Source organism: Limosilactobacillus caviae (genome assembly GCF_014635905.1).
GTDB classification, from domain to species: Bacteria; Bacillota; Bacilli; order Lactobacillales; family Lactobacillaceae; genus Limosilactobacillus; species Limosilactobacillus caviae.
The window spans coordinates 417,985-430,658 of record NZ_BMDS01000001.1; the positions used below are offsets into that span (position 1 = coordinate 417,985).

The following is a 12,674-nucleotide window of genomic DNA, read 5'->3' on the forward strand; positions in this document are numbered from 1 at the left end:
CAATTTCCTGCTATATTAAGATAAAAAGAGACTTAGAAAAATTTTATTTTTCCAAGTCCCTTTTTTTAAGCATTAATTTCGCTCCAACGTTTAGAAAGAATAGTGTAAATTCTTTCAATATCTTGAGATGTTCCCCGTAATTCATAATCAGCGAGAAATGGTGCGTCAAATTCTCGTGAATACTTACGGGCAGTTAGACAGTACTGTTCGTTGAAGTTTTTATTACCACTACCAACGACACCGATGCATTGCTTAGCGTTGTCGTTGTAAGAAATATATTCTCCCAATGCGTTTGTCATGATTTCGGTAAAGCCAGAATCAATCCCATTTCCCCCATTTAAGTATGTAGGAACAAAAGCGAAAAATGGTTCTGTTTCGTCAGCAGGAATGGTCTGATCGCTAACTTCCTTTAATTCGAGTAATGGTCGGTCAGCGCTAATACTGTGCTGCTGTTTAGCATAACCTTGCATCCGCGTTAAGAAGGAACGGGTATTTCCCTCAAGTGAGATATAAATAATATTCATTGGTGCCATATTTTTTTCTTCCTTCTAAATTAGATTTAATTTGATTGTAAAATTTACAAAGACTATTTTAGTGGAATCTGGTGCTAAATAAAAGAACAATTCCCTTATTGTTGTCAAAATGTAAAATTTTACTGAGCTGGGGTGGTAACAATAAAGCTATCAATATAAGAATGGTGGTAGTCCTTAATTTTTAAGGATAGACTAGCCAATTTAATGGTTTCTCCCTCATGAACGTTATGATAATTATCTAAAATATAGCCCGATAATGTTACGACATCATTGTCTTCGGGAATCTTAAGTTCAACGTTAAAAAATCTTTCAAAGTCATAAACGGTTGTTTTGCCATCAACACGGTACTGATTTTCGCTAATTTTTGAAATCATATTGTCTGATACGTTATCAATTTCATCACGAACAGTTCCGAATAATTCTTCATAAATGTCTTTATCAGTAATAATGCCGCTAGTACCACCGTATTCATCGACGACAACGACCATTGGTACTCGTGTCCTAATCATTAATTTAAGAACTTCGGTAATAGGAGTCGTCTCAGGAGTGGTGGGTAAATGCCGAAGAACTTTGGCAAGTGATACGTTGCCGTTAATCTGCTTTTGCCGGATCAAATCATAGTTAAAAACATAGCCTAGAATCTTATCTTTATCATTGTTGGCAACAACGGGCAATCGGCTATATTTTGTTTTTAAGTATAGCTTGATTGCATCATCAACAGTCTCGCTTATGTCAATAACCGTTAGCTGGGTACGATCAATCATAATATCTTTAGCAACTTTGTCATTGAAGTCAAATGCCCGTTCCATGTATAACAAGTCGTTATGTTCTAATTCGCCGCCTTTTACGGCATTGCGTGATAGGCTGATAATCTCACTTTGCGATAAAACATCTTGGCTTTCATCGGCAGGTTTCATTCCGAGCATTCTAACAATTCCATTGGCTGAAGAATTGAGTAACCAAACAAATGGGTAAAAAGTAATGTGGAAATAATGAAGCGGCGTGGTAACAAACATTAGTGTTTTAATCGGCAAGTCGATACTAATGTTTTTTGGTACGATTTCAGTCAATACCACTTCAAAGTATGTTAAAAGTAAAACACCGACAATCGCACTGATAACGTGAATGGCACTATTATTTAATGGCCAATTTGGTAAAGATAAAGCATTTGCCAGAAGAAATTCGATTGTATCTTCACCGACCCAACCAAGAATAATTCCGCAAATTGAAACCCCAACCTGAGTAGTTGATAGGTATTCGGTCAAATTGGTAACCATCTTAATTGCTCGGTTGATTTTTGGTGACGGTTTATCACGCTTTTCCTGCATTTCTTCTAAGGCGGTAACTCTCGCTTGAACTAGGGCAAATTCAGCTGCAACAAAAAAAGCAGCAAAAATAAAGGTAATGATAATAATTATAAAATTAGTTAACAACTGGCTGTCATTCAAAATAACATTCCTCGTTTCGATAAATGAGTATAATTCCTGTGTATTATTTTACCATTCGCCGAAGAGGTTACCAGTTAAAGAAAACTAAAAAGAAATATTGGATTATTTCGTTCATTAACTAAAAAATGATAAGATTAGTAGGGATAAAGAACTTAAGAAAAGAGGTTTCATGTTGAGTAGTATTACAATTAATGATTTGGTTTTTGATGCCAAGTCAGGAGATCAGTTAGATAACGTTTCATTAGAGTTGAAGTCACCGCAAATAGTAGGTATCTGCAGTAATGATACAGGTGCTGCAACAGCTTTAGAGGATTTGCTGGCAGTTCGTGGGAAAATTTTGAATGGGGATGTCACAATCAACGGGGTACCATTCAAAAAGTATAAGCGGCAAAGCAAAAATGAAATCGGCCGAATTGATGATGTAGTCCTAAAGGGGAAAACAATTGAAAAAGCAATCAAACATGCATTGCATCATAAAGAAAATGCCCTAACGCCAGAGCAAACTTTCGAGATGATTAAGGCGCTGAATTTAAAACCTGACCAAGTAGTAGGAGAGTTGAGCAAATCTCAACAGCTTGAATTGCGATTAATTATCCTGCTTGCTTGGCAACGCTCAATCGTTATTTTAAGCAATGCGTTTGATGGCATTGAAGGCTTCTTGGCAGCCTTGTTAAAGATTACACTCAGAAAGTCAACGCGTTAGTCTTATTTACCAGCAAGAATATCTCAACATTAATGCGTTTTGCAGGTATTTTATATTACTTTAGCGGTAGCCACTTAACTTCTGCTCGTGACTTATCGATGAATGATGGGGTTGACTGTACGGTTACTGTAATGGGAACCGGTTTTCCAATTGAAAATGCTGTAAAATTAGGTGCTCATATGTTGGAAGAAGCAAGTGATGAATTAAGGTTTCTTTTCACGGGGAATATTCAAACGCTGCTTCCACTGTTGGAACAAAGCACGATTACTGATGTCCGAATTGAGGACGCAACAATTGAAGATGAATTAATGGCATATTAATTTAACTTAGGAGGTTATGATGAGTCGCATTGTTATTGTTAGTCGCCGTCATGATAAATTAGTATCAACAGTTATGAAAAAGGTCCCAGAAGCAGTTGCACTTACTAATTTTAAATTTGAAATTCAAAATGGGGATGTTTTGTGCTGGCTGCCTACTGTTAATGAGGCTGTAGATGATGAAGTACAGGAATTAGCTGCTTTGCTTGATCATTCGCTATTTCTGCCAGCTAAGATTGTGATGCTTTCGATTGCCGGGACAGCAGACGATGCGACGAATCAGCAATTGCAAAAGTGGTATGGAAGACAAGCAACCCAAATAGTATTTGCGCATCAATATGCAATAAAAATGATTGATGAATTTGAATTACCATATACGATTGTTAGAGCATTGCCAATCATTAGCGATGAAACGACATTGAAAATCGTTGACGAGGGTAAATCGTTACAGGGTGAAGGAATTGGAATAGCACAGGTAGCGCAAGTGATTAAACGAGCGGTCACTACCGATGTTTTTAAGAATCAGTCGGTTGGGATTGCGCCGTAAGAAAGTGGGTAAGGATATGGATAAATTAGAGGAATATCAAAGATGGCAAAACAACTTGGCACGAGTGCGGTTTCCACGGTGGAAAGAGCTTCCGACGCTGGGTTTGTATGTTGATCAGGTAGTAGCAATTGTAAATGAGCAGCTAAGCCATTTAGGGATTGAACCGCTTACGAAATCGATGGTAAATAATTATGTTAAAAAGAAGGTTATCCAAGCACCGATAAAAAAGAAATATGCGGTAAATCAATTAGTGGACTTATTACTTATTGGACTCTTAAAATCTAACTTCTCCTTAGATGACATTCGTGCAGGGATCGCACAAGTGACAATAAATTCATACCCACAAGCTGCTTATGACCGTTTTGTTGAAATATTAAATGCGCTATTGGCTGGAAAAGAAATTCCAAGTGATAACGTGATTAACCCGCAAAGCGATCGGTTAATGACTTTAGCATTAAAGTCTGTATTATCACGAATGCACGCTGCTCAGCTATTGAATGCAATGCAAAAAATTGCCCAGCCTGCTCCATTAGATGAAAAATGATTTTATATTTTTTGTTGCAATTACAACAAAATAGATTTAATATGATGCTAAGGAGAATTTTTATCAATGATTGATATTCTACGTGAAATCGGGATGATTGATCGTGCGTTAGACTCAATTGCTAATATTGAATTTAAACAAATTGATTTGGCGCGCGGTCAATATCTCTATGTTGTCCGGATTTATGAACACCCAGGGATTATTTCAGAACAATTATCGAACTTGATAAAGGTAGACCGTACAACGATTGCCCGTGCTGTAAAGAAACTTGAAAAGAACGGCTTTATTGAAAGAAAAAGCGATCAAACGAATAAGAAGATTAAGCGGCTATATGTAACCCAAAAAGGGAAAGACATTTATCCATTCATTATTCGTGAAAATCAGTATTCTAATAGTGAAGCTTTAAAGGGTTTTTCAGAAAAAGAGGCCCAACAAGTTCATGATTACCTTGTTCGGATCCGTCAAAATATTGATGGCGATTGGGACACGGTTAAGCATGGTGGCAAACGTCAATATTAATTAAATGAGGAGATCATTTTATGAAGCAAGTAACGATTGATCCAAGTTTTTGGGAACTTTTTCCTGATGCACAAATTAATATTCTATTTGCTAATGGGATTGACAACCATGATAATGAGGATACGTATCCTGAACGTAAAAAATTATTAGCGGATGCTACTCATGAAGCTGATAAATTTTTAACTAATGAAACTTTTCGTTTAAATCCTGTTGTTGACCAATGGCGTAAAACTTTCCAACAATTTAAGAAGAAAAAGGGTGCTCGTTCCTCTATTGAGGCATTGTTAAAACGTGCTAGTCAAGGTCGGCAATTTGAGCCAATTGAACCCCTGGTTGATGTATATAACAGTATTTCATTAAGCTACGGCGTTCCGGTTGGAATTGAAGATCGTAATAAAATTGCTGGCGACCTTCATCTTGGTGTAGCTAAGGGTGGCGAAGAATTCCGTCCAGTTGGTGCAGAAGACGATGAGCCAGCTCTTGAAGGGGAAGTAATTTATTATGATGATGAGGGTGCAGTTTGTCGTTGCTTGAATTGGCGTGAAGCTCAGCGGACTATGCTAACGCAGGATTCACAAGATGTTGTTGCTGTAATGGAAGCTACCAATTCAGAACAGATTGAGCGGGCCAATGAAGCAATGGAAAAATTAAGCGAACTGATTAACCATTATTTTGGTGTTGAGACGTCAAAGGTTTATCATTTAACTAAAGAACATCCGGTTGCTGAAGTGCCAGAGAATTTATAATAATAAGAGAAAAACGCTAAAAATTGACTGTTAGTCGATCTTTAGCGTTTTTCTTAGTTTTGTGTTCGTTTTTGCGCGTCAGTTCGTATTAATTTGTAAATTGCGGCAAAGAAAGGAACGGTAAACATCATTCCAAGGATTCCAGAAATCCCACCACCAATAATAACTGCTGCAAACACCCATACGCTTGGCAAGCCGATTGACTTACCAACGACTAATGGATAGGTAATCCGATTATCCAATTGCTGTAAAAGAATAATAAAGATTAAAAAGATGCCAGCTTGAAGCGGTGAGATGGCAAATATGATAATAACACCAATACTTGCACCAAGGATTGCACCAATTATTGGGATCAAAGCGCCAAATGCAGTTACAACACCAATCATTGAGGCATAGGGCATCCTTAAGATCGTCATTCCAATAAAACATGAGATTCCTAGAATGGCAGCATCTTTGCACTGACCAATGATGTAGTTACTATAACTTTCATCGAAAACCCTTATTACTTTAATTATCTGTGCCTGATAACGACTGCAATATGTTGTAAGCAGCTTTGAAAATTGATGGTGAAGCATTTCTTTATAAATCAGGAGATAGATTGAGAAGAAGATGGCGATTACGGCAGTTGTAGCAGCTGAGAAGACAGAAGAGGCTGTCGAAATAACAGTTCTAAAGGTTCCGCCTACACCAGTTGTAAGGTATTTACCAACCTTTTCCCATTGAATATTGCGCGTGTTAAAGTTATTGAGAAGCCCCTTGAAATCACTGTTATGTTCAAAATAATCAATGAAGTTATTAATTACATGACTATGATTTGCAATTAGCAATTTAACGCAGGTGACTAATTCCGGAATAACAAGCGAAAAAACAATCGCAACTAATAAGATGATTGTTAAATACGACATTATGATTCCAAAAGGTCGTTTGAACTTTTGCTGTTTACTTTTTGAAAATAAATGTGTATATAAACGCTCATACTGATTCAATAGCAAGTTAACGATATAAGCAATTAAACAGCCAATTAATAGTGGCACTGCGGCCGAAAAAACGGTTTGAATAATTTTAGCGATATTTCCCCAATAAGTAATTGCTAGGTAAAGAACAAATAGGGCAAGGGCCAAAGAAAGATGGTGATGATTAATATAGCGTTTCAAAACGAGGCTCCTTAGTTGGTAAGTTTATTATAGAGATTTAGCAAATATTCGTGACTTTCAAGCTGTTCACGACAATCATTTTGATCTTTTAGATTGATTTCATAAATACTTGTTGCAGCTGTGTTCAGACGAGGCAATACAGCTGCCCAATCAATCTTACCAGTTCCTAACGTAAGGCTGTCATGAGTTTTTCCCATTGAATCAACCAAATGATAATGAACAATATTATTCTTCAGATGCTCTAAAGATTGCTGGAGCCCTTGATTGTCACCGTGAAGCTCAATGAAACAATGAGAAGTATCAAAAGCCAGCCTGTAATTATGAGCAAGGATCTCGTCTTCTTGGTCAGGATCCCCGTAAGCAAAGACTGGTGCAATTGAGTTTTCAAACATAATGTGATCGCCGCCAGCTGCTGCAAAACGATCTAAACGCTGATAGACTGCTTCTCGTGCTGTTTCGACGTTTGGATAAAGTGAAACAAAATAGTGTGATTCAGGGCCGGCATATCCGCCGTGGATTAAAACTTGAACGTCTAAATCATCTGCAAGATAGAGGAGCTTTTCTGTCGTCATCTCAATAAAGCGATATAGGCCAGGGTATAGTCTTTCTGGAGCAACAACTTCTGAATGATGCTCATGGAAACTCATTGGATGGTGGAGAACGATATGCGTAATTCCGCTATCCTTGACATATTGGATTGCATCATAGAGGCGGTGATACCCTTCTGTAGTAAAATCACCACTGGCGGTAAAGAACTCGTAAGTCATGGGCTTATATTTTAGACGATTATCAATTTGTGATTGCTGACTGCTTCCCTTTAATCCTAATTGTGGTTGAAACATAAAAAAGCCTCCTGATTAAACTATCTATTGTTATATCTTACCAGATTTTTAACCAATCGCTGTGGTAAGATACCATATTGAGGGAAGAGGTGTTTCACATGAAACAATGGTTGCCAAGTCAACCGCTCATACTAACGCCAATTATTCCATTAATGTGGACGACTGGCTGGGCTTGCATGGCATCTGCCTATACCGTTCTAGGAGTTCAACCGCCTTATTCAGTTCAACTACAGGAGTCAATCCTACTTATATCAGCCGTAATTCTGGTGGCTAATATCTATAACTTACTCTTAATATCTCAGCGAATTGAACGGTACCGTGATTATCCAACGTATGGTCCGCGAACATTATTATTAGCAATTGTCCTAATTGTTTCCATTGTCATGGCATGGGGGCAGCCCAAAGCAATTTTAGTACCGAATCGTTTAACCTTTTTTGTGGCCGCTTTTATTATTTTGAATTTTTTGCAAGCACTTCTTAGTGAGTTCTTTACTCTTTTTGAGCGGCCCGTTACAAGACGAAAGCTTGCTTCAATGTATTTACCGACAGTAACTTTATGTTTGTCTGGCCTTATTATTCCTGCTTGCGTTAACGTACATGATAGTTGGCAACTGCCGCTTATGGGATGTGGTTGTAGTTTGCTAATTTATTTTACTTGGGAAACTTGGCAAAATTTACCAGGGATACTTAGTAAAGGTTCGGTGAATAATAGCATAATGTATGAATTGCTGGTTGGAATAAATCTCGCGTCTGCAATGCTTACTATTATTAGCGGAGTGCTATTTTTTGTTTTTAGTATGGTTGAACGGAGGTTTATCTTTAGCCTCTATTGCTTTGTAATTAGTCTTCCTATTAATGGGATAAGCGGCCTGCTGATCAGTGCTCTTCAACGTTATAATAATGATTATCGCTATGGACACGTTAAAGGAAAACCGCAACGGTATATTTATTGTGGGATGCTGATAATGATTATTTTTATTATCGCTGTATTTTATCTAGCAGCTTAATTGAAAATTATTTCTAGTAAGAACATTAAATTATTGCGGACTAAATTGTAAAATATTGCTGTTAATAAACAAATAATCTTATAAAGACAATAAAATATATGATAGGTGTGCTAACATTATACTTGTATAGAAAGCGCATACAATTTGGGAATAACTTAAAAAGGTTGGTGTTGTGGTATGCATGGATTTATTGGCGAATTCTTTGGCACAATGGTTCTTATTCTATTGGGAGCCGGGTGTTGTGCTGGTAATAGTTTAAACAAGACATATGGTAAACAAAGCGGCTGGTGGTTCATTTGTATTTCATGGGGATTAGCAGTTACGATGGGGGTCTATGTTGCAGGTTTTCTCGGTTCATTGGGACATTTAAATCCAGCTGTAACAATTCCGTTTGCTATTTTTGGCCTGTTCCCATGGAGTAATGTGGTACCTTATTTACTTGGTCAATTCCTCGGTGCATTTGTTGGTGCAGTATTAGTAATTATTCAGTTTTATCCACAATTTAAAGCAACTCCAAATGAAGAAGAAGGAAATAGTGTTGGTATTTTTGCTACCCGTCCTGCAGTGAATAGTCCAATTTTTAACTTTTTATCAGAAGTGATTGCGACCTTTGCATTTATTTTTGTACTTTTAAATCTTGGTAACTTTACTCAAGGCATGAAACCATTTATTGTCGGGCTGGTTATTGCTGTTGTTGGTACATGTCTTGGTACGACAACAGGTTTTGCCTTAAATCCGGCTCGTGATTGGTCACCACGTTTGGCATATACTATTTTGCCGGTTCCAAATAAAGGAGCTGCAGAATGGTGGTATGCTTGGGTTCCAATGTGTGGGCCAATTGTTGGGGGCCTTCTTGCATGTGCTTTACAAACAGCGCTTGTTTAATGATGATATAAAAGGGGAGGCTAAGCAGCCTCTTTATTTAGTTTAAATGCGGTAGCCCGTAGGAGAAAGCTAATGGAAAAAGAAATATTAAAGAATAGTAATGAACAATTAAAAAAATTCGCAATGATTGTTAACGGCGATAAGCCCATGCGCAAAGTTAAGCCTGAAGAAAAACTAAAGGCAGGGGTAGATTTAGGAACCTCTTCAATCGTTTTAACGGTCCTTGATTCTAAAAATAGAATTGTGTATGGAGCATATGAATATGACCATGCAGTTCAAGACGGTATCGTAGTTAATTTTATGGAATCAGTTAATATTTTAAGGCGCCTAAAGGAAAAGGCTGAGAAAGTGCTAGGATGTGAGCTTAAGACAGCCTGTGGTGCAATTCCTCCGAAGACTGGTGAAAAAAGTGCTAAAGTGGTTGCTAATGTTATTGAAGAAACAGGTATGATTTGTACAGGTATTGAAGATGAACCAACAGCGGCAGCTAAATTTCTGCGATTAGCTAATGGTACGGTTGTTGATATTGGTGGAGGAACCACTGGAATTAGTGTTTTCAAGAATAATAAGCTCATTCATGTTATTGATGAAGCAACGGGTGGTTTCCACATGACGCTTGTTCTGGGCGGACGCTATAAGATTAAGAATGACGAAGCAGAACAACTAAAGCGTAATAAAGATAAGGAACCTGAAGTGTATGCCGTTATTAAACCAGTTGTAGAAAAGATGGCAGCAATTGTTCAAAACATGGGTGCGGAAGTTATCGACCCAGTAATCGTTGTAGGCGGTGCTACTAACTTTGCGGAATTTACAACCACATTTAGTAAGTCTTTGAAGCGTAAGGTTTATAAGCCGCTTTATCCACAATTCGTAACGCCATTGGGTATTGCAATGTTTGACGATTAAAACAATAAATAAAGTGAAATACACGTAAAAAGCTCTCTCAAATCGACTTCTGGGCCGATATGAAAGAGCTTTTGCTATCTTTAAATAATTTTTTCAGTATAAATCCATTGTATTACTGAACGGTCAAAAACGTTTATTTCACTTGCAGGAATAATTGGTTGTGAGCAATCTACTGTATAAACCCAACCGGCTTTGTTACGGACATCGTTTAAATCGTTGATTGAATAGATGTAAGGATACCCGTTTAAATCGCGGGCTTTAAATGAGATTTCGTTCTTATTAAAGAAGTCTTTTGAAATTTCATAAACAGATTTATTAGATCGCCATTGGAGATTTCGCGGGATGGTATAAATTTTCTTAATTGCAGAATTATATTTACGATATTTTGAAGGTGTCATCCCAACTTTCTGTTTAAAAATCTTAGTAAAGTAACTTGTTTGTGAGAACCCAACCGAATGAGCTAATTTATTTATTGGCGTATTTGTAAAAATAAGCTTTTCTTGTGCAAGAGCAATCTTTTGCAAATTGATGTAATTGATGAAGTTGTCATTAAAGTAGTTCTTAAAGATTCGACTTAAGTACGAAGGAGATAAATATATTTTTTGAGAAACGTTTTCGAGGGTTAATGATTTTTCGAGATTGGAGTTGATATATTTTAATGCCATCATGATATTTTTTTCAATATCAGATGGTGACGAATCTCCTGCATTATTGCCATTGACTGTGAAATTCGTTGGAAGCGGATAGACGCCAGCACCAGTTGGAGCCTCAGAGATACTTAAAATGCTGTTAAGGGATTGAGCTAATGAGGAAGCCTTAGAAGCCTCAATTGGATCTAAGATAATAATTTGATTGGATTTATCACTAATGATTTCTTTGAGTGATGTTTCGATATATTTTCCACACAATTTAATAAAGTCAACATCAATATGTGAGGCATCAAGAATAAAAAATCCGCTCAAAGAACAATTAACAGCCAGTGGAAAAAGAAAGTAGTTTTTGAATCCTAGTTTCCTTAAATAATCTAGGGATACATTTGAATCAAAAAGAAGCGTATTACAATCTACAACAGTGCCAGTCACACTTGTGAAAACAATATTATTCTTAGTGAGATCTTGAAAAGTTTTAGTAACTCTTTGGATGTCGTTAAGAAACTTTGATGAATATTCGTACATAAAAAATCCACCTAACTTATCTTATTTAGAGGTTATTATCAACTATACCCCTACCATACTAGCATATATTTATGCAAAGTAAGCGCTATTTTGTCAATTTAGTAACATATAATTATGCTTTTTTGTCTTTCTATCTAATATACAGATTTTTAAGATAATATATTATAAACGCCATGTTATAGAATGAACATGTACCAAATTGTAAGCGATTTCTTTCATCGCTGATTGTGTTTATACTTTAGGAGGCAATTTTTATGGGACAAGAAGCACTTGGTTTAATTGAAACTAAAGGACTTGTAGCATCAATTGAAGCTGCCGATGCAATGGTTAAGGCAGCTAATGTTAAATTGATCGGTCAAGAAAAAATTGGTCACGGATTAGTAACTGTTATGGTTCGTGGTGATGTTGGTGCTGTTAAAGCATCAGTTGACGCTGGTGTTCAGGCTGCTGAAAATATTGGGGAAGTTGTTTCTAACTACGTAATTCCACGTCCTCAATCTGAAGTCGAAAAGCTCTTACCAAATAAAGAATAAGTTTTTAAAGGTTAAAGCCCTTATACAGACTGCAAGATACAAATATCTGTAATAAGAGCTTTATTATTAGGAGCTTTTATAAGCAGGAGGCAAAAAAATGAATGACTTTCTAAATTCTACTAGCACAGTTCCCGAATTTGTCGGTGCTAGTGAAATTGGTGACACTATCGGAATGGTGATTCCACGTGTTGACCAACAATTACTAGATAAATTGGATGTTACAAAACAATATAAGACACTAGGAATTTTGAGCGATCGTACTGGTGCTGGTCCGCAAATCATGGCAATGGATGAAGGTATCAAGGCTACTAATATGGAATGTATTGATGTTGAATGGCCACGTGATACCAAAGGCGGCGGTGGTCACGGATGTTTAATCATCATTGGTGGTGACGATCCAGCTGATGCACGTCAAGCAATTCGTGTTGCTCTTGATAATCTTCATCGAACATTTGGGGATGTTTATAATGCGAAAGCCGGGCACCTTGAACTACAATTTACAGCTCGTGCTGCCGGTGCTGCTCATCTTGGCTTAGGCGCAGTTGAAGGAAAAGCTTTTGGATTAATCTGTGGTTGTCCTTCAGGTATTGGTGTTGTTATGGGAGATAAAGCGTTGAAGACTGCTGGTGTAGAACCACTAAACTTTACTTCTCCTAGTCACGGAACAAGTTTCTCAAACGAAGGATGCTTGACCATTACCGGTGATTCAGGTGCCGTTCGTCAAGCTGTTATGGCTGGACGAGAAGTTGGATTAAAGTTGTTGTCACAGTTTGGTGAAGAACCAGTTAATGATTTCCCATCATACATTAAGTAGA

16 protein-coding genes are annotated in these 12,674 nt (G+C 37.2%); 11 read left to right on the forward strand and 5 right to left on the reverse strand.

Annotation, left to right across the window (positions count from 1 at the left end):
* Positions 1-65 precede the first annotated feature (65 nt).
* Both nrdI and IEU90_RS01730 read right to left on the reverse strand, forming a co-directional pair.
* Positions 66-533 (reverse strand): class Ib ribonucleoside-diphosphate reductase assembly flavoprotein NrdI, encoded by a 468-nt coding sequence (nrdI, locus tag IEU90_RS01725; RefSeq protein ID WP_153709209.1) that lies wholly within the window; start codon positions 531-533, stop codon positions 66-68.
* A gap of 119 nt (positions 534-652) precedes the next feature.
* Entirely contained in the window at positions 653-1,981 is a 1,329-nt protein-coding gene (locus IEU90_RS01730; protein WP_153709208.1) for a hemolysin family protein, read from the reverse strand.
* A 172-nt stretch (positions 1,982-2,153) separates the two neighbouring features.
* Between IEU90_RS01730 and IEU90_RS11235 the strand changes: the two genes are divergently transcribed.
* From IEU90_RS11235 to IEU90_RS01755, 6 genes are all read left to right on the forward strand, one after another.
* Entirely contained in the window at positions 2,154-2,684 is a 531-nt protein-coding gene (locus IEU90_RS11235) for a P-loop NTPase family protein (RefSeq protein ID WP_229723523.1), read from the forward strand.
* Positions 2,685-2,716: 32 nt separating this feature from the next.
* Positions 2,717-3,004 carry a hypothetical protein gene (locus tag IEU90_RS11240; RefSeq protein ID WP_229723525.1) on the forward strand — a complete coding sequence of 96 codons (288 nt, stop codon included), beginning with the start codon at positions 2,717-2,719 and terminating at the stop codon, positions 3,002-3,004.
* Positions 3,005-3,023: 19 nt separating this feature from the next.
* Positions 3,024-3,548, forward strand: a complete 525-nt coding sequence (locus IEU90_RS01740; RefSeq protein ID WP_153709206.1) for an NAD(P)H-binding protein — start codon at positions 3,024-3,026, stop codon at positions 3,546-3,548.
* Complete coding sequence (locus IEU90_RS01745) at positions 3,511-4,092, forward strand: DUF1836 domain-containing protein (RefSeq protein ID WP_188357639.1); 582 nt, start codon at positions 3,511-3,513, stop codon at positions 4,090-4,092. Before IEU90_RS01740 ends, IEU90_RS01745 begins: the two co-directional genes overlap by 38 nt.
* A gap of 66 nt (positions 4,093-4,158) precedes the next feature.
* Positions 4,159-4,611 (forward strand): MarR family winged helix-turn-helix transcriptional regulator, encoded by a 453-nt coding sequence (locus tag IEU90_RS01750; RefSeq protein WP_153709204.1) that lies wholly within the window; start codon positions 4,159-4,161, stop codon positions 4,609-4,611.
* Between the two features lie 20 nt (positions 4,612-4,631).
* Entirely contained in the window at positions 4,632-5,357 is a 726-nt protein-coding gene (locus tag IEU90_RS01755; protein ID WP_153709203.1) for a B3/B4 domain-containing protein, read from the forward strand.
* 53 nt (positions 5,358-5,410) lie between these two features.
* Here IEU90_RS01755 and IEU90_RS01760 read toward each other — a convergent pair whose 3' ends face one another.
* Both IEU90_RS01760 and IEU90_RS01765 read right to left on the reverse strand, forming a co-directional pair.
* Positions 5,411-6,511 (reverse strand): AI-2E family transporter, encoded by a 1,101-nt coding sequence (locus IEU90_RS01760; RefSeq protein WP_153709202.1) that lies wholly within the window; start codon positions 6,509-6,511, stop codon positions 5,411-5,413.
* A gap of 11 nt (positions 6,512-6,522) precedes the next feature.
* Positions 6,523-7,353 carry a sugar phosphate isomerase/epimerase family protein gene (locus IEU90_RS01765; protein ID WP_188357640.1) on the reverse strand — a complete coding sequence of 277 codons (831 nt, stop codon included), beginning with the start codon at positions 7,351-7,353 and terminating at the stop codon, positions 6,523-6,525.
* Positions 7,354-7,451: 98 nt separating this feature from the next.
* On the opposite strand from IEU90_RS01765, the gene IEU90_RS01770 reads away from it, so the two are divergent.
* The 3 genes from IEU90_RS01770 (at position 7,452) to eutJ (ending at position 10,151) form a co-directional block, all read left to right on the forward strand.
* The gene (locus IEU90_RS01770; RefSeq protein ID WP_225431239.1) at positions 7,452-8,360 is read left to right on the forward strand and encodes a hypothetical protein; all 909 of its coding nucleotides are present in this window, start codon (positions 7,452-7,454) and stop codon (positions 8,358-8,360) included.
* A 177-nt stretch (positions 8,361-8,537) separates the two neighbouring features.
* Entirely contained in the window at positions 8,538-9,245 is a 708-nt protein-coding gene (locus tag IEU90_RS01775) for an MIP/aquaporin family protein (protein ID WP_003675189.1), read from the forward strand.
* A 72-nt stretch (positions 9,246-9,317) separates the two neighbouring features.
* A complete protein-coding gene (gene eutJ / locus IEU90_RS01780; protein ID WP_153709199.1) occupies positions 9,318-10,151 on the forward strand; it encodes an ethanolamine utilization protein EutJ in 834 nt (277 codons plus the stop codon).
* An 80-nt stretch (positions 10,152-10,231) separates the two neighbouring features.
* Here the strand turns inward: eutJ and IEU90_RS01785 are convergent, their stop codons facing one another.
* Positions 10,232-11,326 (reverse strand): helix-turn-helix domain-containing protein, encoded by a 1,095-nt coding sequence (locus tag IEU90_RS01785; RefSeq protein ID WP_153709198.1) that lies wholly within the window; start codon positions 11,324-11,326, stop codon positions 10,232-10,234.
* Positions 11,327-11,580: 254 nt separating this feature from the next.
* Between IEU90_RS01785 and IEU90_RS01790 the strand changes: the two genes are divergently transcribed.
* Both IEU90_RS01790 and pduB read left to right on the forward strand, forming a co-directional pair.
* Positions 11,581-11,859, forward strand: coding sequence for a BMC domain-containing protein (locus tag IEU90_RS01790; RefSeq protein WP_003669890.1), 279 nt, complete (start codon positions 11,581-11,583; stop codon positions 11,857-11,859).
* A gap of 97 nt (positions 11,860-11,956) precedes the next feature.
* Positions 11,957-12,673: a propanediol utilization microcompartment protein PduB gene (gene pduB, locus IEU90_RS01795; protein ID WP_153709197.1), complete on the forward strand. Its 717-nt coding sequence runs from the start codon at positions 11,957-11,959 to the stop codon at positions 12,671-12,673.
* The last annotated feature ends 1 nt before the right edge of the window (position 12,674 follow it).